23 protein-coding genes and 1 pseudogene are annotated in these 24,899 nt (G+C 68.8%); 21 read left to right on the top strand and 3 right to left on the bottom strand.

Annotation, left to right across the window (positions count from 1 at the left end; genetic code table 11):
* Positions 1 to 988 precede the first annotated feature (988 nt).
* Genes ACFVYE_RS38390 through ACFVYE_RS38370 form a run of 5 tightly spaced genes read left to right on the top strand, consistent with a single transcriptional unit; the run spans position 989 to position 5,738 of the window.
* A complete protein-coding gene (locus ACFVYE_RS38390) occupies positions 989 to 1,807 on the top strand; it encodes an ABC transporter substrate-binding protein (protein WP_383964842.1) in 819 nt (272 codons plus the stop codon).
* Position 1,808: 1 nt separating this feature from the next.
* The gene (locus tag ACFVYE_RS38385; RefSeq protein WP_383964845.1) at positions 1,809 to 2,795 is read left to right on the top strand and encodes an amino acid ABC transporter permease; all 987 of its coding nucleotides are present in this window, start codon (positions 1,809 to 1,811) and stop codon (positions 2,793 to 2,795) included.
* Positions 2,796 to 2,809: 14 nt separating this feature from the next.
* Positions 2,810 to 3,562 (top strand): amino acid ABC transporter ATP-binding protein, encoded by a 753-nt coding sequence (locus ACFVYE_RS38380; RefSeq protein ID WP_389608498.1) that lies wholly within the window; start codon positions 2,810 to 2,812, stop codon positions 3,560 to 3,562.
* Positions 3,562 to 4,812: a M20/M25/M40 family metallo-hydrolase gene (locus tag ACFVYE_RS38375; RefSeq protein WP_389608492.1), complete on the top strand. Its 1,251-nt coding sequence runs from the start codon at positions 3,562 to 3,564 to the stop codon at positions 4,810 to 4,812. The genes ACFVYE_RS38380 and ACFVYE_RS38375 overlap by 1 nt, the downstream gene beginning before the upstream one ends.
* 26 nt (positions 4,813 to 4,838) lie before the next feature.
* Positions 4,839 to 5,738, top strand: coding sequence for a MurR/RpiR family transcriptional regulator (locus ACFVYE_RS38370; RefSeq protein WP_383964853.1), 900 nt, complete (start codon positions 4,839 to 4,841; stop codon positions 5,736 to 5,738).
* Positions 5,739 to 5,782: 44 nt separating this feature from the next.
* Here the strand turns inward: ACFVYE_RS38370 and ACFVYE_RS38365 are convergent.
* Together ACFVYE_RS38365 and ACFVYE_RS38360 are read right to left on the bottom strand one after the other, a co-directional pair.
* Positions 5,783 to 6,376 (bottom strand): annotated as a pseudogene (locus ACFVYE_RS38365) (MFS transporter); the annotation flags it as partial.
* 154 nt (positions 6,377 to 6,530) lie between these two features.
* The gene (locus ACFVYE_RS38360; protein ID WP_383964856.1) at positions 6,531 to 7,406 is read right to left on the bottom strand and encodes a phosphotransferase; all 876 of its coding nucleotides are present in this window, start codon (positions 7,404 to 7,406) and stop codon (positions 6,531 to 6,533) included.
* A gap of 228 nt (positions 7,407 to 7,634) precedes the next feature.
* Between ACFVYE_RS38360 and ACFVYE_RS38355 the strand changes: the two genes are divergently transcribed.
* Positions 7,635 to 8,255: a LysE/ArgO family amino acid transporter gene (locus tag ACFVYE_RS38355; protein ID WP_383964858.1), complete on the top strand. Its 621-nt coding sequence runs from the start codon at positions 7,635 to 7,637 to the stop codon at positions 8,253 to 8,255.
* A 63-nt stretch (positions 8,256 to 8,318) separates the two neighbouring features.
* Here the strand turns inward: ACFVYE_RS38355 and ACFVYE_RS38350 are convergent, their stop codons facing one another.
* Positions 8,319 to 10,169, bottom strand: a complete 1,851-nt coding sequence (locus ACFVYE_RS38350) for a serine hydrolase (protein WP_389608491.1) — start codon at positions 10,167 to 10,169, stop codon at positions 8,319 to 8,321.
* A 182-nt stretch (positions 10,170 to 10,351) separates the two neighbouring features.
* On the opposite strand from ACFVYE_RS38350, the gene ACFVYE_RS38345 reads away from it, so the two are divergent.
* The 15 genes from ACFVYE_RS38345 to ACFVYE_RS38275 all read left to right on the top strand — a co-directional run bounded on the left by ACFVYE_RS38345 (position 10,352) and on the right by ACFVYE_RS38275 (position 24,677).
* Entirely contained in the window at positions 10,352 to 11,461 is a 1,110-nt protein-coding gene (locus ACFVYE_RS38345; RefSeq protein ID WP_383978299.1) for an NAD(P)H-dependent flavin oxidoreductase, read from the top strand.
* Positions 11,458 to 13,008 carry an acyl-CoA synthetase gene (locus ACFVYE_RS38340; RefSeq protein ID WP_383978301.1) on the top strand — a complete coding sequence of 517 codons (1,551 nt, stop codon included), beginning with the start codon at positions 11,458 to 11,460 and terminating at the stop codon, positions 13,006 to 13,008. The genes ACFVYE_RS38345 and ACFVYE_RS38340 overlap by 4 nt, the downstream gene beginning before the upstream one ends.
* A gap of 169 nt (positions 13,009 to 13,177) precedes the next feature.
* The gene (locus ACFVYE_RS38335; protein WP_383978304.1) at positions 13,178 to 13,441 is read left to right on the top strand and encodes a hypothetical protein; all 264 of its coding nucleotides are present in this window, start codon (positions 13,178 to 13,180) and stop codon (positions 13,439 to 13,441) included.
* Between the two features lie 190 nt (positions 13,442 to 13,631).
* Positions 13,632 to 14,705, top strand: a complete 1,074-nt coding sequence (locus tag ACFVYE_RS38330; RefSeq protein WP_383978307.1) for a zinc-binding dehydrogenase — start codon at positions 13,632 to 13,634, stop codon at positions 14,703 to 14,705.
* Positions 14,702 to 15,685, top strand: coding sequence for an ROK family protein (locus tag ACFVYE_RS38325; protein WP_389608490.1), 984 nt, complete (start codon positions 14,702 to 14,704; stop codon positions 15,683 to 15,685). Before ACFVYE_RS38330 ends, ACFVYE_RS38325 begins: the two co-directional genes overlap by 4 nt.
* 30 nt (positions 15,686 to 15,715) lie before the next feature.
* Positions 15,716 to 16,714 carry a phosphotransferase family protein gene (locus tag ACFVYE_RS38320; RefSeq protein WP_389608489.1) on the top strand — a complete coding sequence of 333 codons (999 nt, stop codon included), beginning with the start codon at positions 15,716 to 15,718 and terminating at the stop codon, positions 16,712 to 16,714.
* A gap of 518 nt (positions 16,715 to 17,232) precedes the next feature.
* The gene (locus ACFVYE_RS38315; RefSeq protein WP_383971003.1) at positions 17,233 to 17,778 is read left to right on the top strand and encodes a hypothetical protein; all 546 of its coding nucleotides are present in this window, start codon (positions 17,233 to 17,235) and stop codon (positions 17,776 to 17,778) included.
* Positions 17,779 to 17,912: 134 nt separating this feature from the next.
* Positions 17,913 to 19,181, top strand: a complete 1,269-nt coding sequence (locus tag ACFVYE_RS38310) for an aspartate aminotransferase family protein (RefSeq protein ID WP_389608488.1) — start codon at positions 17,913 to 17,915, stop codon at positions 19,179 to 19,181.
* Complete coding sequence (locus ACFVYE_RS38305; RefSeq protein ID WP_383971009.1) at positions 19,178 to 20,092, top strand: inositol monophosphatase family protein; 915 nt, start codon at positions 19,178 to 19,180, stop codon at positions 20,090 to 20,092. Before ACFVYE_RS38310 ends, ACFVYE_RS38305 begins: the two co-directional genes overlap by 4 nt.
* Positions 20,089 to 20,994, top strand: coding sequence for a diiron oxygenase (locus ACFVYE_RS38300; protein ID WP_389608487.1), 906 nt, complete (start codon positions 20,089 to 20,091; stop codon positions 20,992 to 20,994). Before ACFVYE_RS38305 ends, ACFVYE_RS38300 begins: the two co-directional genes overlap by 4 nt.
* A complete protein-coding gene (locus ACFVYE_RS38295; RefSeq protein WP_389608486.1) occupies positions 20,981 to 21,844 on the top strand; it encodes an aminoacyl--tRNA ligase-related protein in 864 nt (287 codons plus the stop codon). Before ACFVYE_RS38300 ends, ACFVYE_RS38295 begins: the two co-directional genes overlap by 14 nt.
* Positions 21,841 to 22,860, top strand: a complete 1,020-nt coding sequence (locus ACFVYE_RS38290; RefSeq protein ID WP_383971018.1) for an NAD(P)H-dependent flavin oxidoreductase — start codon at positions 21,841 to 21,843, stop codon at positions 22,858 to 22,860. The genes ACFVYE_RS38295 and ACFVYE_RS38290 overlap by 4 nt, the downstream gene beginning before the upstream one ends.
* A complete protein-coding gene (locus ACFVYE_RS38285; protein WP_383971020.1) occupies positions 22,836 to 23,099 on the top strand; it encodes an acyl carrier protein in 264 nt (87 codons plus the stop codon). The genes ACFVYE_RS38290 and ACFVYE_RS38285 overlap by 25 nt, the downstream gene beginning before the upstream one ends.
* Positions 23,100 to 23,130: 31 nt before the next feature.
* Positions 23,131 to 23,637 (top strand): MOSC domain-containing protein, encoded by a 507-nt coding sequence (locus ACFVYE_RS38280; protein WP_383971023.1) that lies wholly within the window; start codon positions 23,131 to 23,133, stop codon positions 23,635 to 23,637.
* A gap of 68 nt (positions 23,638 to 23,705) precedes the next feature.
* On the top strand, positions 23,706 to 24,677 hold the full coding sequence (locus ACFVYE_RS38275; RefSeq protein WP_383971026.1) for a hypothetical protein: 972 nt from the start codon (positions 23,706 to 23,708) through the stop codon (positions 24,675 to 24,677).
* The last annotated feature ends 222 nt before the right edge of the window (positions 24,678 to 24,899 follow it).

The following is a 24,899-nucleotide window of genomic DNA, read 5'->3' as shown; positions in this document are numbered from 1 at the left end:
CGCGGGCGTGCTGAGCCGCGCGAGGAATTGACGATCACTTTCCAACCTCTTCTTCCGGTTGTCGGACGGAGCGGAGCAAGCCGTCCGGACTGGGGGTGGACCGTTCGCGGGGTTGTGCACACGCCACAGGGCACGCCGAAGAACGGCGGTTCTGTGGTGGTGAGTTGACCGGTGAAGCAGGGGAGCGAGGGAGAGTATGCGCCCGCCGAGGGGCAACGTCAACGCCGCATTTCCGAAATGTTTCGATGAGGGAAGCCCTCTGGTTGACTCTCTATACCGCGTTGACCTGCCTATATGGCCTTCGGGTGGATTGATGTGCACTCCGGGCGCGGACGGATACACAGAATCGAGCCAGGTCATTACGAAAGACTTCCGAAATTGGTGTGGGTGTCCTGGTCGAGTTTGATTGCGAGGACCGCGATTCGGCGCCGCTTGAGATGCCGTCGACCTGGACTCTTCCCGATAGGTGCCCCGAAGGGGCCTGGCATCTCATCGAAAGGCACTCGCGGCGATACCGAAACATTTCGGAACGAGTGACTGCGGTGGCGTGCGGGCCCTCCGGCGTCACCTGTCGCAGCGGAGCGCGAGGCGGCCCAGGCGTGGATTCGATGCGTTACATATCTCCGTACCGATCGACGTTCTGAAACGAGGCTGGGGTGAGAGCTGTGAGGTGAGGGCCGTGTTGGCTGCTGGAGAATCCATAGCTGGTGGCTTGCGTCGCCATCGCGTGCGACCGTTATCGATATGTTACAGGCGTTACAGTGTGGCCAAAATGGGCCTGCCGTGTAACGTGCGGTCATCCGGTCGGCGGTGAACCAACCGCACGGCAGTTCCGCGAGAGGGGTTTGTGTTGCACACCCGCCCAGTCCGCCGCGCAGTAGCGGCCACTGCACTGTTGATCGCATCGTCCACGGCGCTGTCCGCATGCGGAAATGATGGAGCCGTCGGTGGTGCTGCCGCTCCCGCAGGCGATGTCACCGTCGCGGGTGTGCACGTCACCCGCGACGCGAAACTCCACGCCTCCCTGCCCGCGGCCGTCAGGTCCAGCGGCACGGTCCGGGTGGCCACCGACGTACCGTATGCGCCGTTCATCATGTTCAAGACCGAGGGGCAGCCCGAGCTCACCGGGCTCGACTACGACCTCGGCCAGGCGCTCGGCGCCAAGCTGGGGGTGCGATTCGCCTTCACCGCCCAGAAGTTCGACGGCATCGTGCCCGCCATCCAGGCCGGCAAGTTCGACGCGGTCATCTCGGCCATGACCGACACCAAGGAACGCCAGCAGGTCCTGGACTTCGTGGACTACTCCGTATCGGGCTCGGGAATCCTCGTGGTCAAGGGGAACCCGGAACGGATCGCACGGCTCGACGATCTCTGCGGCAAGAAGGTCGGCACCGAGGCGGCCACCCACCAGCTGGAAGTGCTGAAGGCTCATCAGGCCAAGTGTGCCGAAGCGGGCGAGGACGCCATCTCCATCCAGACGTTCCCGAAAGATTCCGACGCCCAACTCGCCCTGCGCTCAAGGAAGGTGGTCGCCGACCTGGTGACGAAGCCCGGCGCCGGCTGGACGGCGAAGACCGCCGACGGCGGCCGGGCCTTCGAGGTCGTCGAGGACCCCGCCGCAGGCGGCGGCTACGAGGCAACCCCCAACGGCATCGGTGTCAGCAAACAGCTTCCCGGGCTGACCGACGCGATCCAGAAGGCCGTACAGGCACTCATCGACGACGGCACGCTCGGCAAGATCTGCGACAAGTACGGCGCCGCCTCCATCGCGGTGAAGCAGGCCACCAAGAACGCGGCGGTGTCCTGACATGGCCGCCCTCACACCCGCCGGGGCCGTACGCGGCGCCCAGGCCCCCGCACCGCCTGCCGAGGAAGGCATCACCGTCGTACCGATCCGCCACTGGGGCCGATGGCTGGCCGCCGCGGCAGCCCTCATCGCCCTCGTCGGCCTGATCGGCTCCCTCGCCGGGAACAAGAACCTGCACTGGGACATCGTCGGGCACTACGTCTTCGCCGACCTCGTTTTCAACGGCCTGGCCACCACCTTGTGGCTCACCGCGGCAGCCATGGCCGTCGGCCTCGGGCTGGGCGTTCTCGTAGCCGTGATGCGCCTGTCGTCCAACCCCGTACTCCGCGCCCTGGCCAACGCGTTCGTCTCGGTCTTCCGCGGCACCCCGCTACTGGTCCAGATCATCTTCTGGGGATACGCGGGCGCCCTCTACAAACACATCCTGATCGGCATCCCGTTCACCCACATCACCTTCCTGGACATGGACACCAACACGGTGCTCACCCCCGCGGTCGCCGCACTCCTGGCACTGGGACTGAACGAGGCGGCCTACACGAGTGAGATCGTCCGCGCGGGTATCCAGTCCGTCGACGCGGGACAGACGGAGGCCGCCCACTCGCTCGGCATGCGACCGGCCCTGACCACCCGGCGCATCGTGCTGCCCCAGGCCATGCGGGTCATCATTCCTCCGCTGGGGAACGAGACGATCAACATGCTCAAGATGACCGCTCTGGTCTCGGTGATCTCCGCCCACGACCTGATGTCCAACATCCAGGACGTGTACGCCCAGAACTACCAGGTCATCCCCATGCTCGTGGTCGCCAGCATCTGGTACCTGATCCTCGTCACGGCACTGGGCCTGCCGCAGTCCTGGCTGGAGCGCCGCTACGGCCGTGGCACGGCACCCGCCACCCCTGCCACCGGACCCTTGCAACGCCTCGTCGCGGGCGCCGCACTCCGGATCTCCCGCACCGGCCCCGCCGCATCGACCGACACGAAGGGATGAGAGTGGAAACGCCGATGGTGCACGCCGAGGGCGTGCGCAAACACTTCGGGAAGATCTCCGTGCTCCGGGGCATCGACCTGACCGTCGAACGCGGCCGCGTCTGCTGCCTGCTGGGCCCCTCCGGCTCGGGGAAGTCCACCTTCCTGCGCTGCATCAACCATCTGGAGAAGATCGACGGAGGCAGCCTTTCCGTCGACGGCGCCCCGGTCGGCTACCGGCAGCAGGGCAACCGGCTGTACGAGCTGAAGGAACGCGAGATCGCCCGCGCCCGCCGCGACATCGGGATGGTGTTCCAGCGGTTCAATCTCTTCCCGCACATGACAGCGCTGGAGAACGTCATGGAGGCGCCCGTGAAGGTCGCGGGCGTCACCAGGGCCGAGGCACGCGCCGACGCCCTGCGGCTGCTGGACCGGGTCGGCCTCGCCGACCGTGCCGAGCGCTATCCGGCCCAGCTGTCCGGTGGCCAGCAGCAACGCGTCGCGATCGCCAGAGCGCTCGCGATGAAGCCCAAACTGATGCTCTTCGACGAACCGACGTCGGCTCTGGACCCGGAACTGGTCGGGGAAGTGCTCGACGTGATGCGGCAGTTGGCCGCGGAAGGGATGACGATGGTCGTCGTCACACACGAGATCGGATTCGCCCGGGAGGTCGCGGACACGGCCGTCTTCATGGACGGCGGTGTCGTGGTCGAGGCCGGTGACCCCCGGCAGGTACTCGGCGATCCCCAGCAGGAACGCACCCGTACTTTCCTGTCCAAGGTCCTGTGATGCCCGAGGTACGGCAGCGGGGCACGGCGGCCCTGCTGCTCGCCGACGCCCTCGCCCTCCAGCCCCGCTACCTGGCGGACCTGGAACATCTGGTGTCCATCGACTCCGGCTCGTACAGCCCCGAAGGAGTCAATCGCATCGCGACATGGACCGTGCGGCGCCTGACCGGCCTGGGGTTCGAGGTGGACCGGTCGCCCGTCACGGTCCCGGGCCGGGACATGCACTTCGGTGACCTGGTGGTGGGGCGGCTGCGCGGCCGGCTTCCTGCCGAACAGGGCGGACGGCGCATCCTTCTCGCCGGACACCTGGACACCGTCTTCGACGACGGGACGGCGGCGCAGCGCCCCTTCATTCGGAACGGCCCGCTCGCCCACGGCCCCGGAGTCAGCGACGACAAGGGCGGCCTGCTGGCCGGCCTCACCGCCGTGGAAATCCTGCTGCGCCGCGGGATGACGGACTTCGCGGAGATCGTCTTCCTCGCCACCCCCGACGAGGAGATCGGCTCCCCGGCCAGCCGCCGGGTGACCGCGGAGCTGGCCGCGGCCGTCGACTACGGGCTGGGCCTGGAGTGCGCCCGGGAGAACGGCGACCTCGTCATCGCCCGCAAGGGGGTGGCGGACTTCCTGATCACCGTCACGGGACGGGCCGCCCACGCCGGCATCGAACCGGAACGCGGAGCGAACGCCGCGCTCGCCGCCGCACACCTGCTCATCGCCTGCCAGCAGATGAACGGACGGTGGGGCGACGTCACGGTCAATGTGGGGATGATCCGAGCCGGCAGCCGTATCAACATCGTCTGCCCTGAGGCCGAGTTGCATGTGGAGGTACGCTCCTCGACCGGATCGGGTATCCAGCGTGCACGTCAGGCCATCGAGGCCGCAGCCGCCCACCTGACCGTACCGGGCACCACGGCCACCGTACGGCAGACGGAAGCATGCCCGGCCATGGAGGACACCCCGGCGGCCCGCACTGTCTTCGCCCACGCCCGGAAAGCCGGGGCGGAGCTCGGCCTCGACCTGGGAGCCGCCGCCACCGGTGGCGTCGGCGACGCCAACACCATTGCCGGAGCCGGGGTGCCGACGCTCGACGGCCTCGGCCCGGTCGGCGGCGGTGACCACAGCCCGGAGGAGTGGCTGGACGTGACGACGGTCCCGCCCAGGGTCGCTCTGCTTGCGGCACTGATCACAGCTCTCGGCTCCACGACGACAGCCGACCCGGGCACCCGGAGCACGCCGATCCGCGTAATCTGAACCCCTTTGGAAAGGTGGCCCGGCCCATGTCCTCACTCGCCGAAGAGATCCGGCAACGGTTCGGTGACCTCAGCCCCGCCGAACGCAAGGTGGCCCGGGTGCTTCTCGCCGGCTACCCGTCGGCCGGTTTCGAGACAGTGGCCACGCTCGCCGAACGCGCCGCGGTGAGCGCGCCCACGGTGATCCGTTTCGTCAACCGGCTCGGCTACAAGGGGTTCCCCGACTTCCAGGCGGCGCTGCGGGGGGAGCTGGAGGAGCGCAGCGCCTCACCCCTGCAGCTCTACAGCACACGGGGATACGGCACCACGTCACCCGGCGCACACGACGAAGAGGGGCCGGACACCGCGCGCCCCGAGGGCGGACAGGACGTCTTCAGCTCCGAGGTCGCACGTACACTGCGGGAACTGCCGCCCCACGACGTGCAGGCGGCGATCTCCCTGCTCTGCCACCCCAAGCGTCGCATCATCCTGGCCGGCGGCCGGTTCACGCATCTGCTGGCGCAGTACCTGGGGCTGCACCTTATGCAACTGCGCGGCGACGTGGTCATCCTGCCGGACCGTGACGTGGAGCGGACCGCCGTTCTGGCGGGTCTCGGCCGGCAGGACGTCCTCGTGGTCTTCGACTACCGGCGCTACGAACCGGACAAGATCGTCATCGCCGGGATGGCCGCGCAGTGCGGAAGCAAGGTCGTCCTGTTCACCGACGCCTGGCTCTCGCCGGTGACCAGCCTCGCCGACGTCGTCCTGCCCAGTCATGTCGCCGCGCCCTCGCCGTACGACAGCATGGTCCCGACGCTGGCCACCGTCGAGACGGTGCTCGCCGGGGTGCTCAGGCAACTCGGCGAGGAGGGGCGCAGCCACTTGGAGCACAGTGAGGACGTGTCCCGCCGGGCAGGCATCCAGCCGGACGACTCCGGGCCGGTCTGAGACGGTGGCGTACCGGGTGCGCTGTCGAGCACACGCCCGCACGCTCAGATGCGATTGACGCGGTACACGTCCCGTACACAGAGGTTGAGGACCGTGGTGGCCACGATGGCACCGGCACAGACCAGGAGCACGGTCCGATCGGCCCAGGCATGTGCGGCGAGCGCGGTGATGAGGGAGCCGAGCGGGATGGCGATACGTTCCCCGACACCGTTGAACGAGCTCATGCGGCCCGGCTCCTCCTGGGGCACGTGCTGTTGGAGCGCGGTGGTCGACGCCACGATGGCGACATCCAGCCCCACGCCCGCGAGCACGGCACTGAGCAGCACCCAGGGCAGGGCCAGGCCCATTCCCAATGCCGCCGGTGGCAGGCAGTGCCCGGAGCCGGTGACGACGGCAACGGCCAGCAGGCGGTGGGGCTTCCAGCGCAGGCACACCACCGTCCCCGCAAGCAGCCCGAATGCGAACGCGCCCTGGACGAGCCCCCAGAAACGCGCCCCCGAATAGTGCTCGGCGGCGACGAGCGGGCCGAGGAGCTGATAGCCGGCCAGCCATGCGGCGACCACGACCGTTCCGGCGGCGCTGTACGTCCACAGCCACGCCCTCTGCGGCTCCTGGGACCATCCCGGCCGGCTCGGTGCCCGGGGCGATGGAGAGGTGGTATCGGTAGTCCCAGCCGGTCGCGCCGGATCTCATTTCGTGCCGACCCGCTGACCGCAGAAGGTCATCCATCTGCCGACATCTGCAACGCTTCCTTCAGCACAGCCCCGCCGCAGCACACGTGCCCCCCGCTCGTCACACGCGTTGCTCGGCCAGGTCGAGCCAGTGCTCTACGTCGCCCGGCGCGAAGTGCCTGATGGCCCAGTCGACCATGCGCAGACTCATATGCGCCCAGGAAGGACGCAGGACATCGTCGGGCAGGCCGTCCAGAATGTCGTCGAGGCGGCTCGTGACGCCCGGGGCCTGCTCGTTCGCATGCAGCCCGAAGCGCAAGGTGACCAGGTCGAAACGGCGGTCGCCCCGGCCGGCGCCGTCCCAGTCGATGACGCCGGTGACCGAGCCGTCGAGGGCGAGCAGATTGCCGTGGTGAAAGTCGTGGTGCACGACGTCGTGCCCGGGCAGTTGGTGTGGGTGATCGGCTCCGACCGACTTGACCCGGTGCTCCAGGGCACCACTGCGCCGGCTGTGCCGACGCAGTGGCCCGTGAAGACAGTAGCCGGGGCCGTCGTCGAGCAGATACAGGTTCATCAACGGGACATCCGAACGCCCGGCCAACAGCCCCGCCTGCGACTCGTTGAGGGCCAGTGCCTGATCCAGCCCATGGTGGTCCAGACACTTCATCGGCGTGCCCGGCAGGCACTCCTGGACCAGAACGACCGCGTGATCCACCTGGACCGCCAACTCCGTCGACGGGCAGCGATATCCCTGCGCGTGCAGCACTTCGCACACCGCCAACGGTCCCGCCCGCAGATCCTTGAGCTGTGTGTCCGGCCGCCACTTCAGCACGGACCGGTGCCCGTCGGGCCACCGCACGTACGCGGCACCGACCTCTCCTCCCGGACAGGGCCCCTCCACAACCAGCCGGACACCTGCCTCGGCGTACAGGGCCTCTGTCAGCCGGTCGGCATCAAGTCGCTCGGCGCGCGTCCAGTTCTGCGGAGATGTGGTCATCGGAGCATTCTCCTTCGCAGGCACCCGCCCCGTGGAAGGGGTGCCGACGCCGCACTGCCGGCCCCGGACGGTCCGGCGTCAGGAAAACGCCTTGCCCACGGTGCCGCGCCGACCCCACCATCTGTCCATGGAATCGATCAACGCCCCGCTGCTGCCGATTTCCGCCGCCCGCTCGGTATACGGTCAGCAGCAGCCCGGCGGACCGCGGAGACCGGCTCCCGAACGCGCATGATCGCCGTCCTGGTCGCGGGACTTCTGGCCGGGTACGGCATTGCCGTACCGGTGGGGGCGGTCGGGACCTATTTGGTGGGCCTCACTGCCCGGACGTCCCTGAGGACGGGGGCCTGTGCGGCACTGGGTGTCGCAACTGCCGATGGTCTCTACGCGGTCGTCGCGGTGGTGGGGGGTACCTCGCTCACGCATGTGCTCACGCCGGTCATGCCGCCTCTGCGATGGGCGTCGGCACTGGTGCTGATCGCGCTGGCGGTCCGCGGCGGTACGGCGGCGATCGCGCGGTACCGGGGGCGGCGGACAGTGGCCCGGATCGGGACGGACCCTGTCGGTCCGGCACGGTCCTACCTGACGCTGCTCGGGATGACCATGATGAACCCCGCCACTGTCATCTACTTCGCGGCGCTCGTGCTCGGCAGCCGTACCACCGCCGACGCCGACCACCTGGAGCGGGCGGTGTTCGTACTGGCCGCCTTCGTGGCGTCGGCCAGTTGGCAGCTGCTGCTCGCCGGTGGGGGAGCGCTTCTCGGCCGGGCGGTGACGAGCAGCCGCGGGCAGCTCGTCACCGCTCTGGTCTCCAGCGTCCTCATCACGGCACTCGCCGTCCAGCTGCTGTGACCGTGCCGGGGAAGGGGGACGGCCCTTCCCCGGCACGGCCGGTCAATGGCTCGACAGCCCGACTCAGTCCGCTGAAGCCGTCCATCCCAGCGCCTCGATGCCCGCGGCATCCCCGGACCGGCTCTCGTCGAAGACCGTCCGGTTGCCGTCCTCGACCCGGACGGCGTCCACGTACACCCCACGCCCGACGTACAGCTGATCCGTGGTGTACCGCCATCGCAGCCGCACTTCCTTGCCGCGCCATGCGGCGAGGTCCGCGTCGAGACGGTGCCAGACCCGGCCGGACCAGCCGGAGACCGTGCCCGTCGGATGCGGTTCGGGCTCCGGCTGGTGTCGACCGGCCATCGGTGCGGTGGTGAACGGCACCGCCTGCCAGGTCGACCCTGCGTCCGCCGACGCCTCCAGGAAGAGGAAATCGGACCCGGGCTCGGTGTCCCACCAGAGGGCCGAGCTCAGCCGGGCCCGCGATGACGCGAGACGCAGCGCGGGCAGCGTGAGCGTGGCGCTGGTGGCGCTTGCCAGTCCCGAGAACCACGCCGTACGCCCCCGGGCGGGACGGACTGCGACGGCGCGCGCCATCTGGTTGGCTGCGGCGACGCGCGGCGCGCTGCCGGAGCGCCAACTACGCACCGGATGAACCGAGTTGCCGAGGACGATCAGGAACGAGTCGGTCGTGGGGTCCAGGACCAGACTGGTACCGGTGAAACCGGTGTGGCCTGCGGTACGAGGGGTTGCCATCGCCCCCATGTACCAGTGCTGATAGAGCTCGAAGCCGAGTCCGTGCGCATCGCCGGGGAACGCGGTGTTGAAGTCCGTGAACAGCAGGTCCACCGATTTCGCGGAGAGAATCCTCGCGCGGCCGTAGATCCCGCCGTTGAGCAGCGTACGGGCAAGGATCGCGAGGTCCCAGGCGCAGGAGAAGACTCCGGCGTGGCCCGCCACGCCGTCCAGGCTGTACGCGTTCTCGTCGTGCACCTCGCCCCAGACCAGCCCGCGGTCGAGGCCGGACCAGGGGAGCCTGGCATCCTCGGTGGCGGCGATCTTCGGTCTCCAGGAGGCCGGCGGGTTGTACCGAGTGCGGTGCATACCGAGCGGAGCAGTGATCTGCTCACGGAGCAGGACATCCTCCGTGCGGCCGGTGATCTTCTCCAGGACCAGTTGCAGCGAGATCAGATTGAGGTCGGAGTAGAGGTAGACCGTGCCGGGCGGGTTGGCAGGCACCTCGTTCCAGAGCAGCTCCAGCTTCCCCTCCCGCGTAGGTGCCTTGTACAGCGGAATCCAGGCACGGAAGCCCGACGTATGCGTGAGCAGCTGACGGATCGTGATGTCCTGCTTGCCGCCACCGGCGAAATCGGGCAGATACGAGGCAACCTTCGCCTCCAGCTCCAGTGTTCCGCGCTCGATCTGCTGCACGGCCAGGATCGAGGTGAACAGCTTCGACACCGAAGCCAGGTCGAAGACCGTGTCCTCGGCCATGGCGATCTGCTGGTCGGGCGGGAACTCCACCCCCGTGTCGGTCTTCTCGTCGTAGGCCGCGTAGCGCACAGCCTTGCCGATCGGGTGGTGCAGTGCCACCGTGCCACCCCGCCCGGCGAGCAGCACCGCACCCGCATACCAAGGGTGTTTGGGGGAGTCGGAGAGGAACTTCTCCGCATCGACGACCAATTGGTCCAACGGTCCCTGCAACAACCCGGCACGGGCGGCGGATCCGCGCCGCAGCGTCGGTCGGGCCTGCCCGGTTGACGCGCTCGTCCCGATCCCTGCGTGCATACCCGACGACCCCGCCCCCGACTCCATGGCCGACGCCCGTTCCGCGAACGGAATCGGCGCCAGGGCGAGTGCTCCGCCCAGGGCCAGCATCCCACCACCCAGCCTGCGTCGGCTGATCCCTCTGCCGGCCGCGTCCTCGGTCATCCGGAACCCCTTCCTGCTGCCCGAAAGTAACTTTCGAAATTTCGTCCGACGATGAAACTTCCTGCCGCCGCAGAGATTACTGTCACCACTGCTGTCGCGGAGGCCCCCGGCGCAACAAAGAATCTGACACTGCATCAGAAAATCTCTTCCCTCGGATGTCCGACTGCGGCATCCTGCGCCCCATGGAGACGGAGCTGAGCAAGAAACTGGGAGTCGAGCACGCCATCTTCGGCTTCACGCCGTTCCCCGCGGTGGCCGCGGCCATCACCCGGGCCGGCGGATTCGGCGTACTCGGCGCGGTCCGCTACACCGCCCCCGACGACCTCGCACGTGACCTGGACTGGATGCAGGAGCACACCGACGGCAAGCCGTACGGTCTCGACGTCGTCATGCCCGCGAAGAAGGTGGAGGGGGTGACCGAGGCCGACGTCGAGGCGATGATCCCGGCCGGACACCGCCAGTTCGTCCAGGACACCCTGGCCAAGCACGGCGTACCGGAACTCGCCGAGGGCGAGGCGTCCGGCTGGCGCATCACCGGATGGATGGAGGAAGTCGCCCGCAACCAACTCGACGTCGCCTTCGACCACCCCATCAAACTCCTCGCCAACGCCCTCGGGTCGCCGCCCGCCGACGTCGTCCGACGCGCCCACGACCAGGATGTTCTCGTCGCCGCGCTCGCCGGAAGTGCCAAACACGCCCGCCACCACGCGGACGCGGGCATCGACATCGTCGTCGCCCAGGGGTACGAGGCGGGCGGCCACACCGGTGAGATCGCCTCCATGGTCCTGGTCCCGGACGTGGTCGACGCCGTGGGGCCGCTCCCCGTCCTCGCCGCCGGAGGCATCGGCAGCGGAGAGCAGATCGCCGCCGGACTCGCCCTGGGCGCCCAGGGCGTGTGGCTCGGCTCGCTCTGGCTGACCACGGAAGAGGCGGACCTCCACTCCCGCGCACTGACCCGCAAACTCCTTGCCGCGGGCTCGGGCGACACTGTCCGCTCCCGCGCGCTCACCGGCAAACCCGCACGTCAGCTCCGTACCGAATGGACCGACGCCTGGGACGACCCGTCGGGTCCCGGCACCCTGCCCATGCCGCTCCAGGGGCTGCTGGTCGCCGAAGCCGTCTCCCGTATTCAGAAGTACGAGACCGGTGCACTGCTCGGCACCCCCGTCGGTCAGATCGTCGGCCGGATGAACAGCGAACGCAGCGTTCAGGCCGTCTTCGACGATCTGACCCGCGGCTTCGAGCGCGCCGTGGACCGGATCAACCGCATCGCCGGACGGAGTGCCTCATGAACCGGCCGCCCAACGGATTCTGGGCCCAGGCCACCGCCGATCCCGGCCGTACGGTTCTGATCGCACCCGACGGCGAGAGCTGGACGGCGGGCCGGCTGCACGCCGCAGCCAACCGCCTGGTCCACGGACTGCGCGCGGCCGGGCTCCGACGGGGCGACGCCTTCGCGGTCGTCCTGCCCAACGGTGTCGAGTTCTTCACCGCCTACCTCGCCGCCTCCCAGGCCGGCCTCTATCTCGTACCCGTCAACCACCACTTCGTCGGCCCCGAGATCGCCTGGATCGTTGCCGACTCCGGAGCCAAGGTGCTCATCGCCCACGAGCGGTTCGCCCAGGCGGCGACCACGGCCGCGGACGAGGCCGGACTTCCGGCCGGCCACCGCTATGCCGTAGGTACGGTCGACGGCTTCCGCCCGTACGCCGAACTGCTCGAAGGACAGTCCGACGCACCGCCCGAGGCCCGCACCCTCGGCTGGGTCATGAACTACACCTCGGGTACCACCGGCCGCCCGCGCGGCATCCGCCGTCCGCTCCCCGGCAAGCTCCCCGAGGAGAGCCACCTCGGCGGATTCCTCGGCATCTTCGGCATCAAACCCTTCGACGGCAACGTCCATCTCGTCTGCTCGCCGCTTTACCACACGGCCGTCCTCCAGTTCGCGGGAGCGTCCCTGCACATCGGGCACCCGCTGGTCGTGATGGACAAGTGGACGCCCGAAGAGATGCTGCGCCTCATCGACACCCACCGCTGTACCCACACGCACATGGTCCCGACCCAGTTCCACCGCCTCCTCTCCCTCCCCGACGAGGTGAAGCGGGGATACGACGTCACGGCCATGCGCCACGCCATTCACGGCGCAGCGCCCTGCCCCGACCACGTCAAACGGGCCATGATCGACTGGTGGGGGCGGTGTGTCGAGGAGTACTACGCGGCCAGCGAGGGCGGCGGCGCCTTCGCCACCGCCGAGGACTGGCTGAAAAAACCGGGCACGGTCGGCAGGGCCTGGCCGATCAGCGAACTCGCCGTCTTCGACGACGACGGCAACCGCCTGCCGCCCGGCGAACTCGGCACCGTCTACATGAAGATGAACACCGGCGGATTCAGCTACCACAAGGACGAGACCAAGACGAGGAAGAACCGCATCGGCGACTTCTTCACGGTCGGCGACCTCGGCATCCTCGACGAGGACGGCTACCTCTTCCTCCGCGACCGCAAGATCGACATGATCATTTCTGGTGGTGTCAACATCTACCCCGCCGAGATCGAGGCCGCCCTCCTCAGCCACCCCGCGGTCGCCGACGTGGCCGTTTTCGGCATTCCGCATCCCGACTGGGGCGAGGAGGTCAAGGCGGTCGTCGAACCGGCCGGGACACACGAGGCGGGGGAAGCACTGGCCGCCGCGATCCTGCGCCACTGCGAACACCATCTGGCCGGGTACAAGCGCCCCAGGAGCATCGACTTCATCGAGGAGATGCCCCGCGATCCCAACGGCAAGCTGTACAAGAGGCGGCTGCGCGATCCGTACTGGGAAGGCCATCGGCGGGCACTGTGAAGCACGGTCGGTCCAAGGCCCGTTGCCCGTCGAACGCTCCGGGTCGGCTGAGGCAGCGGGCAGCCCTTGCCGAACGGACGGCGTCCACGAGATCACGACCGCCGATACAGTTGTTCGGCTGTCGAACGGTAGGGGAGTCCGGCGGGGTCGAGATCACCCCTGGGGAGCCGTGGTCATTGCCGTCGTCCATCTCGTAGCCGCCGCGGGCGCAGCCGTGTTCTACGGAGGAATTCTGGACCGTCAGCCCCAGGGGCCGCAGCTGCGGGCCGCCTGGGCGGACGGCCTCACCGCCGAGGCCCGGTGTACAAGCCTGCGTACCGAGGAGGCCCAGGACTCGGAGGGCGCACGGGTCGTCCACACCCACCCCACCCCGGAGTTCCGTACGGCCGACGGGCGCACCGTCAGGAGTTCTGACAAACAGTCATCGACGTAATTCTCGGCGGGAACGGGAACGGGAACGGGGACGAAGGGGCGGCGCCCGACAGGGTCGAGACGGCGCGCCCAACGGCTCAGAAGCGCCGTTTCCCAGCAGGTGGCCCTGCGCTAACGTCGATGGCCGAACACAGCTTCGCCTTGCACGGCGCCGGCAGCAATCGCTGCCGCACACCGAGAGGGAGGTACCTGTGCGCGCACTTGTCTACCTGGGGCCCGGGTCCGTCGAGCTGCAAGAGCGTCCGGCGCCACGCATCGGCGCTGACGACGACGTGGTGGTGAAGGTCGTCGGCACCGGGATCTGCGGGACCGACCGCAAGATTCTCCTAGGCCGCTTCCCGGCAAGGCCGGGTGTGGTGCTCGGCCATGAGTCGGTCGGTCTGGTCCAGGAGGTGGGCGCCGGGGTGCGGTCGCTCGCCGTCGGGGACCGAGTGGTGGTCAACCCGACGCTGTACTGCGGTTGGTGTGCGCCTTGCGTGCGCGGGGCGACGAACTTCTGCCGCAACAAGACGGGGACGGAGGTCGGCGTCGACCGTGACGGGACATACGCCGACGGCGTGGTGCTGCCGGAGCGGTTCGTACGACGCGTTCCCGACGGGATGCCCTTCCGAAGCGCGGTACTCATCGAACCGCTCGCCTGTGTCCTCAACAACGTTCAAGCGGTCGAGCTGACGGTCGACGACACCGTGGCAGTACTGGGCGCGGGACCGATCGGCATGCTCGTCGCCCTGGTCGCCGCGCGGACCGCGCGGCGCGTCATCGTGGCCGAGACGGACGATTTCCGACTGTCCGCGGCACGCGGCTTGTTCGAGCATGTGGTGGACGTGTCCCGAACGGACGCGGCCGAGGCCCTTGTCAAGGCGTCCGGAGGCGATCGGCCCGGCGTCGTGTTCGACACCACCGGGAGCGGTCTGGAGGATGCCCTGCGCCTGGTCGACGACGGCGGCCGGGTCGTCCTCATGGGCTTCGACGACAGCTACAGCGTGCCGCTGCGGCCGCTCCGGCTGACCAATCGCGGGATCCGGCTGATCGGTGCCGGTGACTTCCGGGGGGACACCTTCCCCGTGGCCGTCGACCTGGCGGGCGGCCTGGGACTGGAACGCCTGGTGACGCACGAGTTCCCACTGGAGGCGTACGAGGACGCGCTCGGCGCGCTGGGCGGGGTCGGCCGCGACGGGATGGGCAGTCGGTACGACGCCATGAAGGTGGTCATCCGCTCCGACGTCGGCCCGGCCGGCGCGGACGGCTGGCCGGTGGGCGCGTGAACGGGCCGCGGCTGGGCTCGATCGAGTCCGGCGGGACGAAGTTCGTCTGCCTGGTCGGATCGGCGCCCGACCGGATCGAGGACGAGATCCGCTTCCCCACAGGAGAGCCGGAACCGACGCTGGCCAGAGCAGTCGCCTTCTTCGAGGAGGCCGCGGTGAAGGGGCCGTTGGACGCCGTGGGCATCGCGTCGTTCGGCCCCCTCGAACTGCGCCGCTCGCATCCCGGCTACGGACGCCTTGCAGCGACGCCGAAGCCCGGGTGGTCCGGAGTGGACGTCGCGGGAACGATTGCGGCGGCGCTCCGTGTGCCGGTCGCCATCGATACCGATGTCAACGGCGCGGCGCTCGGCGAGGGCCGCTGGGGCGCCGCGCGGGGCCGGGACACCTATGTGTACCTGACGGTCGGCACCGGCATCGGCGGCGGGGCGGTGATCGGGGGACGCGTCATCAACGGCCTGGTCCACACGGAGATGGGGCATCTCAGCGTCCCCCGGATACCGGGGGACGACTTCCCGGGATCCTGCCCCTTCCACGCGGACTGCTGGGAAGGCATGGCGGGCGGCGAGGCCGTCGCCGCCCGCTGGGGACGGCCGGCGGAGGAGCTGCGTGGTGAAGTGCTTCGACGCGCCTTGCACATGGAGGCGGTCTACCTCGCCTCCGGGCTGCGCGACATCATCTACACCACCGCGCCCGAACGCATCGTGATCGGGGGCGGGATGGCCGTACTGCCCGGTCTCTTCCCCCTGCTGCGGGCGGAACTCGCCCGGTCACTGGCCGGCTATCCGGGCCTGCCGGAGCATGCCGCCGACGACTTCGTGGTCCCTGCCGCCCTCGGCAGGCTCGCCGGACCGGCGGGGGGTCTGGTGCTGGCCGAGCGGGCCGCCGAGGAAGCACGGCACGTGGCTCGCGACGGGACGGCGCGACCGTCCGCGGACGGCTCGGGCGCAGACGTACCGCCGTTGGCGGCAGGGACCGCGTGAGCTGGGCCGCGAACGGGAAGGGTGGCCGTCATGACGATCGGTGACCATGCCGGCCTCGACACCGCGACCCGTGCGTGGCTGATGGAACGGGTGTTGCCCGGCCTGAGCCTGTCGGCGGTGAGCCCGTTGCCCGGCGGGTTCACCAACGACATGCGTCTGGTGACGACACGACAGGGGGAGCGGTACGTTCTCCGTCGCTATCGCTCCAGCGGGACCCGGATGCACCGCAACACCTGCGCAGTGGAGACGGCTGTGCTGGAGCGGGCGGCGCCGACCGTGCCGGTGGTCGACGTCGTTGCGTCCGATCCGTACGGGAACGCTACGGGAAGGCCCACGCTGGTCTATCGGTTCGCCGACGGCATTCCCCTCGGACAGGCGCTCGCCGAGGAGCCGACCGTAGCCGAAGCGGCCGAGCTCGGTGGTGCGGTGGGCGGGGTCCTGGCCCGGATCGCAGCGGTACGGCTGCCCCGGCCGGGCCCCTTCCACGACGCCGACCTCGTGCCGGCCGAGGCGGGTGACGAGGCGGTCGACCTGCCCGGTTTCGTCGAGCGATGCCTGGCCACCGGCGACGGCAAGGCCTTGACGCCCGGCGAGGCCGACGCGTTGCGCGGGCTTGCCGCGCGGACCGGGCACCGGGTCGCCGACGTGAGCGGGCACAGCCGACTGGTCCACTGCGATTTCAACCCCAAGAACGTGCTGGTCTTACGAGAGCGCGGCCGGTGGGACGTGGCGGCCGTGCTGGACTGGGAACAAGCGTTCAGTGGCTCGCCCCTCTACGACATCGGCAATATGCTGCGCTTCGCCCACTTGTATCCGCCCTCCTTCGTGGACGGGTTCGTGTCCGGCTACTGGGACGCGGGTGGTCTTCTGCCGAGCGACTGGCGTGAACTCAGCCGGACCTTGGACCTGTTCACCCTGGCGGACATCCTCACCGCGCCGCCCGACGCCGACTGTTTCGCCGGGGCACGGACGGTATTGCTCCGCCACTTGTCGGACGAACCGGGGCCGGCGATGGACCGTACCGGCTGAGCCTCATGGTGTGGTTCTTCGCCGTGCCGCTCCGGCCACAGTGTCGGAGCTTGTGCACCGTCAGGCAGGCGCGGCAGCGCGGCGGGGCACCGAAGGCAGACGTACGAAACTCCGTCGTCCGTCGTCCGCCGTTCCGGATCCTGCGATCCTGCGATCCGGGGCAGGAGCCACGGAGACCTCGAAGGTGTCGAGCCCTGCCGTCGGTCCCAGCCCGACTCCCTTCACATACGCCTCCTTGCGCGTGCCCGTCCGTCTCTTCCGACCCACTCCTCATACCCCTCTGCCGCACCGTCACTTTCTGTACGGTGAAAATGCCTTACTCCCATGCCTTCGGTGATTTCTCGGTCAGGAATTTGAAGATCGGAAGACGGATCCCCGATACTCTTGGCCAATAAGCACTCCTTAACAGGCCGATACGTTCTGGTCAGTGCAAAGTCGGACCGTTATGCTTCCGTGAGTCGAAAGATCCTTGAACAAGGGAGAATTTCGCAGTGGACAACACGAGGCCGGATAGCGTCTTGCATCCCACTTCCGGGGAAGGGATTTCGGAAGCCGGCGACGGAAAGCTGACGCTGACGCCAACGGTCAGATGCAACGGAACCCCGCCCACTCCGGAGCAGAAGGAAGGGCCCTTCTACAAGCCCGACACCCCGCACAAGCCCGACTTCAGAGGCGATGTGGAGGGCGGCACGCCCCTGCTGCTCCACGGCAGCATCGTCACCCCCGAGGGCAAGCCCGTCGGTGGTGCGCTCCTGGACTTCTGGCAGGTCGGGGACGAGGGCGTCTACGACGAGGAGGGGTTCCGGCTCCGGGGCCACCTGTTCGCCGACAGTGACGGGAACTGGCGGCTGGAGACGGTGCTGCCCGCCGTGTACCCGGGCCGCACGCGCCACGTGCACGTCAAGGTGCAGCCCCCGGGCGGTGAGGTACTGACCACGATGCTGTACTTCCCGGACGAACGGCGCAATCACCTGGACAAGTATTTCCGGCCGGAGTGTCTGATGGATGTCCGTCGGACCGCGGACGGCTGGGATGCCGCTTTCACCTTCGTGCTGGACATCTGAAATTCCAGCACCGGGATTCCCTCCACGCGGGAAACCGTGATTAGCGGGGGCTGTTCCGTGCGGATGGAACGGCCCCCGTCAAAGGGTACTTGCCGGGCACGTCGAAATTCCACGTCGTGAGCAGCAGGAGACACATGGTCGACTTGACGCACGCCCAAGAATTGATCTACTACCCGGTCAGCGACTACCTGATGGATCACGGCGAAGGGATCTATCTGTACGACGCGGACGGGAATCAATACATCGATTGCGCGTCCGGCACCTTCAATCTCAGCCTCGGCTACAGCCACCCCGAAGTGGTCAAGGCGATGCGCGACCAGGTCGAACGGCTGGTGCACGCGACGTCGACCTTCCAGACCAAGCCGGTCAACGACCTGGTGCGACGCCTGGTCGAGGTCAGCCCCGAGAACCTCACCAAGGTGCACCTCAAGGTTTCGGGCGGGTCCACCGCCAACGAGGGCGCGGTCAAGATGGCTCAGATCAGCACCGGGCGGCGCGATGTCGTCACCCTCTTCCGCAGCCATCACGGCCAGACCATGATGACGACCACCATGTCGGGTGAGGCCTTCCGCAAGGCACCCTTCCCGCATCTGATGCCCGGCGTGCTCCAGGTCCCCGACCCCTACTGCCTGCGCTGCTTCTATCGGCAGACCCCCGACAGCTGTGGACTGCTCTGTGTCGAGCGGGTCAACGACTTCCTCGACCACGCCAGTTCGGGCAGCGTCGCCTGTGTCGTCGTGGAACCGATCTCCGGCAGCGGCGGCAACATAGTGCCGCCCGACGGATATCTCGCCGCGCTGCGCACCCTCTGCGACGAGCGGGGCATCGCGTTGATCTTCGACGAGATACAGACGGGCATCGGCCGGGTCGGGCGGATGTTCGCCGCCGAGCACTACGGCGTTCGCCCCGACATCCTGACCACCGGCAAGGGGCTGGGCGGCTCCGGTGCCCAGGTCGCCGCCATCATCGCCGACGAACGGATGTCCGGGCTCGGCAGCGACCACCACTCGTTCACCTACGGCGGCAACATCCTGGCGGCGGCAGCCGCGGCGACGACCCTCGACGTCATCGGCCGCCCCGGGTTCCTGGAGAACGTACGAGCAGTGGGCGCACACATCATGGACCGGCTGCGGGGGCTCGCCGCGGCTCACCCGTCCATCGTGGACGTGCGCGGCCTCGGTCTGATGATCGGCATCGAAATCGGTGACGAGGACGGCCGCCCGCACAGCGACCGGGCACAGGCCCTGGCGCGGCGCGGGATGGCACACGGCCTGATCCTGCGGACCTCGCGCTACGGCCGGGGCAACGTCATCAAGATCCGGCCGCCGCTCATCATCACCCGAGCCGAAGCCGACCTGCTCTGCGACCGGCTCGACGCACTCTTCACCACGGAGACAGCATGAAGGACTATGTCGTACAGCTCGCCTCATCGGTGCGCGACGAGGTACTGGCCGCGCAGAACCGGCTCGACAGCCGGCTCGTGCGAGGCCATTCACCCGGTGGCGACGCGCAGTTCGGTCTCGACGACGTGGCGGAGGCCGCCGTCTGGAAGCACGTCGTCGACGGCGGCGTACCGGTCGCCGTCTACTCCGAGGACCGTGGCCTGCAATTCCACGGCGCCGCACCCGAGTACCTGCTCGTCGTGGACCCCATCGACGGCACCAGGCCCGCCGTCGCGGGACTCGAATCGGCCACCGTTTCCGTGGCAGTGGCTCGGATGTCCGACCGCCCCCGCATCGCGGATGTGGAACACGCACTGCTGATGGAGATGAGGACAGGGGCCTACCTCTACGGGGAGCGCGGCGCGGACGCGGTGACCGCCCACGGCTACGACCGCCCCGTACCGTCCCTGACCACGACCACCGACCTCTCCCGGATGTTCTGGTCCCTCGAATTCAACGGCCATCCCGCGCATCTGATGACCGACGCCTACGGCCACCTCATCGACCGCTCCGCGAACACCGGTGGCGTGTTCGTCTTCAACAGCGCCACGTACTCCATCTCCCGGCTGCTCACCGGCCAGCTCGACGCGTACGTCGACATCGGCAACCGGCTGCTGCGCGACGACCCCGGTCTCCTTCCCGAGTTCGAGCGGGTCGGCAACGGACGCGTGCTCCATCTGTTCCCCTACGACATCGCCGCGGCGGTCTTCCTCGCCGAGAAGGCCGGCGCCGTCATCACCGACGGTTACGGCGAGTCGCTCGGGAACACCGCGCTGACCGACCTGAGCGTCGACAACCAGCGCTCCTGCGTGGCCGCCTCCAGCCCCGAACTCCACAAGGCACTGCTGGAGGGGATCCGGTGGAGGGCTTGACCCGGCAGGAACACGACGCGCGCCCACCCGTTCCCGACGACACCGCCGAGTTCCGTGCGCTCCTGGAACGGCTCTCCGACAAAGCGACGGCGGACTACTACAACCCGTACACCACCTTCGACTGGCCCAAGGCGATTCCCACCGACGACTTCTGGATGTCCCCGGAACTGCTGACGGTCCACGGCACCGAAACGATGCAGACCCTGACCCCGGAGCAACTGCACGCCCTGAGCCGCTGGGAGAGCGTCCACTTCTACAGCCTGAACGTGCACGGCATCAGGGAGCTGCTCATCGAGGTCATGCGGCGAATCCACACGCCCGGCTTCGAGACCCCCTCGGAGTTCTTCCACCACTTCATCGGCGAGGAGAACGACCACATGTGGTTCTTCGCCACGTTCTGCCTCAAGTACGCCGACAAGATCTATCCCGACAAGAAGCTGAAACTTCCTGAATCCCCACGGGACGCGGGGGTCGAGAACTTCCTGGTGTTCGTCCGCATCCTGGTCTTCGAGCAGATGGTCGACCACTACAACGTCCGACTCGCGGCCGACGAACAGCTGCACACGACCATCCGCCACATCAACCGCCTCCACCACCAGGACGAATCCCGCCACATCGCCTTCGGGCGACGACTGGTGCAGCTGCTCTGGGACCGGCTCCGGGCGGCCGGCATCGACGAACGGACCCGGCACGAGACCAGCGCCTACGTCGGCCGCTACATCACCACGAGCATGGAGTCGTTCTACAACCCCGCGGTCTACCGCGACGCGGGCATCGCGGACGGATATGCGCTCAGACAGCGACTGCTCGCCCACCCCGCCCGGCAGGCCGCCCATGCCCGGGTGCTGCGCAAGACCACGGACTTCCTCACCCGGATCGGAGTACTCGGTGCCGGGTACTGACTCCGCAGCCCGCACCGGCCTCTGGACCGTGCGCGACGGTCTCGCTTCTTTCGGAGAGCCCGCGACCATACTGCTGCACGCCCTGGACGATGTGTTCACGGACTGGGGGACCCGGGCGGGAGCCACGCGGATGACGTTCCCGCCCTTGCTCAACGCCGACGACCTCCGCACTCTCGACTACTTCCGCAACTTCCCGCACCTGGGCAGCCCCGTCTCCCGCATCCGGTCCGACCGCCTCGACGCCCACAGCCGCGGTGCCGCCGACGGTCCCGTGCCCGCGCGGGACCTCGCCGACGCCGACCACCTGTTGCCCTCCGCCGCCTGCTACGGCTGCTTTCTGCACTTCTCCGGGACCACGACGGAAACCCCCCTGCGGGTGAGTACGGTCGCCCAGTGCTTCCGTCACGAAGACCACTACGACGGACTGCGCAGGCTCTGGGGCTTCACCATGCGGGAGATCATCTGCATCGGCTCCGCCGGGCAGGTCCGCGACCACCTCGAACACCACCATGTGCGGCTCGCCGCCTTCGCCGCCGACCTCGGCCTCACCCTCTCCCGGCAGCCGGCGACCGATCCCTTCTTCGAGAAGGAGGGCGCGCGCACCGTCATGCAACTGCTCGCGCCGGTCAAGGACGAATACGTGCACACCGACGGCACCGCCGTGGCCTCGATGAACAACCACCGCAACTTCTTCGGGGAACGCCGCTCCATCGCCTACGCGGAAAAGCCCGCGTTCACCGGCTGTGTCGCGTTCGGTCTGGAACGCTGGGTGCATGTACTGAACGAACGCTTCGAGGGCGACCTCCGCGCCGCGGCCGCGGCCGTACGGAAGGCCGGCGAAGCGGAATGAACCGGCTTCAGTTCGCCCTCGGCCTCGACCTCCCACTGCTTCAGGCAGGTATGGGAGGCATCGCGGGGCCCGAACTGTGCGCCGCGGTGTCCCGGGCCGGGGCGGGAGGAGCCCTGGCGCTCTACAAGGAGCCTCCGGAACGGGTACGTGAACTGGTGCGAGCCGTCGTCGCCTCGACCTCCCGCCCCTTCGGCGTGAACGTCATCCCCGAGGTGACCGGCCCCGCCGCCTGCCGGGCCCAGCTCCGCGCTGCCCTGGACCAGTTGCCCGGGCATGCCTTCGTCACCAGCTTCGGACTACCGGACGCCGACGCGGCGCACGACGTCGTACGGTCGGGCCGCGTTCTGGTGATCCAGGTCGGCACGCTCCACGACGCGGACGCGGCCCTCCGGCTGGGAGCGGGTGTCCTTGTCCTCCAGGGCACCGAGGCAGGCGGGCACTTGCTCGGTGAACTGCCCGCGGCGCGCTTGCTGCACGAGGCACGCGCCCGGTACCCCGACGCCGTGCTGGCGGTTGCGGGCGGCGTCGCGACCGGTACTGATCTGGTGCGGGTTCTGGCACAGGGCGCGGACGGGGCCATGGCAGGAACTCTCTTCATCCCCACGGTGGAGTCCGCCGCCCATCCCTCCTACAAACAGCGTGTGGTCGACGCGTCGGCGGACGACACCGTCGTCACCACACGATTCGACATCGGCTGGCCCGCCCGGCCGCACCGCGTACTGCGGAACTCCCTGACGGGGAAGGCGCCCCGGCACCCTGCGACTTTCATCGCGACGACCGGGGCGGGGGGCAGACGGCTGCCCGTCCCCCGCTACAGCGCGGCCGTCCCGGTGGCCGCAACGGTGGGCCGTATCGAGGAGATGGCCATGTACTGCGGCCGATCCTGTTCCAGGGTCGCCGGACAGCACCCGGCCGCCGTCCTCGTCGAACAGTTCCGCCGCACCTATGAGGCGGCCGGCCAGTCCCGCGAAGCATCCACGGAAGGTGGGCCATGGAAGACGTGCTCAAACCGGTGACCGACTGGTTGCGGGCCAGGAATCCGGAGGCCGGTGTGATCCCGGCCGATCTCGACCTGATCGAGAACCGGATCATCGACTCCCTCGGTTTCATGGAGTTCATCCTGCTGCTGGAAGACCTCGTCGGCCGCGAGCTCCCCTTGGAGGAACTGGACGTGGACCGCTTCCGCTCGCTTCAGGCGATTCACGACAACTTCCTGTCCCCGTCGGTTCCGAGCGTGCCGAAGCACACTTCGTAGTACGTCAGGTCTCTCAGAAGGAGGTCACATCGTGGAGCGTGGACGGGTCGTCTCCATGCATCTGGCTCCTGCCGCCGGTGCCCCCACGTTTGTTGTCACGCTGGCCCGCGCCGTCGCGGGACGCGGCCTGGAGGGCGACCGCAACTACTGGGCAGGGGCCGGGCCGCGTCCCGGGCAGCGGGGTACCGGCCGTGCCACCGGCGTCTGCGACGTCACCCTGATCGAGCTCGAAGCCCTGGAGGCACTTGCCCAGGACACCGGCATCGAGCTGTCCCCCGCGCAGTGCAGGCGCAACGTCGTATGCCAAGGCATACGGCTCAACCGGCTGGTGGGAACCGAGTTTCAAGTCGGCGGGGCCACGCTCCGTGGGCTTCGGCTGAGCGAACCCTGTGTCCGGCTCGAACGGCTGACCCGGCCCGGCCTGGTGCGCGGTCTCCTCCACCGAGGGGGTCTGCGCGCCGAAATCGTCCACGGCGGCCCGATCCACGTCGGGGACCCGGTGGGCCATGGCAGCGACATCACTGTCCGACACCGATGAGACGACCGCCTCACACCGAGGAACACCGCCCATGACCGACCGGCACACCTCCGGGGAACCCCCGCTCCTTGGAGGCCCGGGTACACATACCCGCCGCAGGACCCGCCGACCTGCGCGACGCGGTCCGAGAAGCCCTGGGAGCCGTGCACGCCCCACCCGCACCCCCAGGCACGCCGACAGCGGCCCAGTGGTACCGCACCACCTCCGGAGACTGGGGGATGGCGGCGAGCGGCCTGCGAGCCGAGGTCAGCTTTTCCTGGGACGGCCCGGAACTGCGCATCGTCGGCAGCGTCGACACGGCCGGCTCGGCGGCGATCACCCGCCTGCTGGCGGACATCGCCCGAAGGCTGCCGGGCGGCCCTCAGGACCGACTCCGGCATGCCACGCAGACCCCTCCTGCCGGGGTGGACGACGGCAACACCCTGATTCCCTGCATTGCGCCCCCTGAGCCCGCGGTGTCGGCTGCGTACCGTCTCCCGTCCGAGCTCTTCAAGCACGCGGTCATCCGCTCGCCCGCCACAGCCGCCCATCTCGCCCTGCATGTCATGTTTCGTGCCCCGGACAAGCGCGCGAGCGGCGACCTCGCGGTTCTGACCGACAACGGCTGCGCCGAAGCGGGCAGCACCGCTGCCTGGTCACGGCCGTGTCTCGTCGCAGACTCACCCGATCTCGGCCCGTCCGTCACGGTGGCGGAGATCCTGGCCCGCCTGCGCCAGGAGCACCACCACCCCCACGGCTGCCCCACGCGGCCCCGCCCGGCGTTCGTGTTCGACTGCTCGGGTCCGCCTGCGGTACCGGATGGCTGGCTCCTCCGGTCGTGGACCTACCTGGTCGCAGACGCGGTCCACTGCTCGCTGAGCGGCGCCGAAGGGTGTTACCGGCTTCGTGCCAAGGCACCACGAAACCTGGTGCGACAGCCCCGCCTGAACCTGCTCGTCGCCCTTTGGGCCGACGCCCTGACCACGTTGGTCACCCATCAGGACCGCCCCCTCGACAGCCTCGACATCCTGGGCTCCGCCGCTCCTTACGGCTCTGCGTAATCTGTGGTCCGTTCCGAACCGCGGGACAACGCTGTACGCGCCGGGCTCGGTGAAGCCGAGGCCGAGGGCCTGCCGGCCGGCTGCCGCCTCATGAGGCCGAGGAGCCCGGACGGGTTCCATACTCGGCCAGCCATGCCAGAACCTCGCTCCAAGACGCCCCGACCGGTCGGCCGCCGGTGAAGCGGGCGTCGATGGGAGAAGCTTCGCAGCATGACCCCTTGA

The sequence above is a fragment of the Streptomyces sp. NPDC058239 genome, assembly GCF_042882185.1.
Classification (GTDB): domain Bacteria; phylum Actinomycetota; class Actinomycetes; order Streptomycetales; family Streptomycetaceae; genus Streptomyces.
This window is presented reverse-complemented; position numbering and strand designations above follow the sequence as displayed.

Coding starts and splice junctions, on each gene's coding strand:
- ACFVYE_RS38385 (WP_383964845.1), top strand. CDS start 1,809: ATGGCCGCCCTCACACCCGCCGGGGCCGTACGCGGCGCCCAGGCCCCC.
- ACFVYE_RS38380 (WP_389608498.1), top strand. CDS start 2,810: ATGGTGCACGCCGAGGGCGTGCGCAAACACTTCGGGAAGATCTCCGTG.
- ACFVYE_RS38375 (WP_389608492.1), top strand. CDS start 3,562: ATGCCCGAGGTACGGCAGCGGGGCACGGCGGCCCTGCTGCTCGCCGAC.
- ACFVYE_RS38370 (WP_383964853.1), top strand. CDS start 4,839: ATGTCCTCACTCGCCGAAGAGATCCGGCAACGGTTCGGTGACCTCAGC.
- ACFVYE_RS38360 (WP_383964856.1), bottom strand. CDS start 7,406: ATGACCACATCTCCGCAGAACTGGACGCGCGCCGAGCGACTTGATGCC.
- ACFVYE_RS38355 (WP_383964858.1), top strand. CDS start 7,635: ATGATCGCCGTCCTGGTCGCGGGACTTCTGGCCGGGTACGGCATTGCC.
- ACFVYE_RS38350 (WP_389608491.1), bottom strand. CDS start 10,169: ATGACCGAGGACGCGGCCGGCAGAGGGATCAGCCGACGCAGGCTGGGT.
- ACFVYE_RS38345 (WP_383978299.1), top strand. CDS start 10,352: ATGGAGACGGAGCTGAGCAAGAAACTGGGAGTCGAGCACGCCATCTTC.
- ACFVYE_RS38340 (WP_383978301.1), top strand. CDS start 11,458: ATGAACCGGCCGCCCAACGGATTCTGGGCCCAGGCCACCGCCGATCCC.
- ACFVYE_RS38320 (WP_389608489.1), top strand. CDS start 15,716: ATGACGATCGGTGACCATGCCGGCCTCGACACCGCGACCCGTGCGTGG.
- ACFVYE_RS38310 (WP_389608488.1), top strand. CDS start 17,913: ATGGTCGACTTGACGCACGCCCAAGAATTGATCTACTACCCGGTCAGC.
- ACFVYE_RS38305 (WP_383971009.1), top strand. CDS start 19,178: ATGAAGGACTATGTCGTACAGCTCGCCTCATCGGTGCGCGACGAGGTA.
- ACFVYE_RS38290 (WP_383971018.1), top strand. CDS start 21,841: ATGAACCGGCTTCAGTTCGCCCTCGGCCTCGACCTCCCACTGCTTCAG.
- ACFVYE_RS38285 (WP_383971020.1), top strand. CDS start 22,836: ATGGAAGACGTGCTCAAACCGGTGACCGACTGGTTGCGGGCCAGGAAT.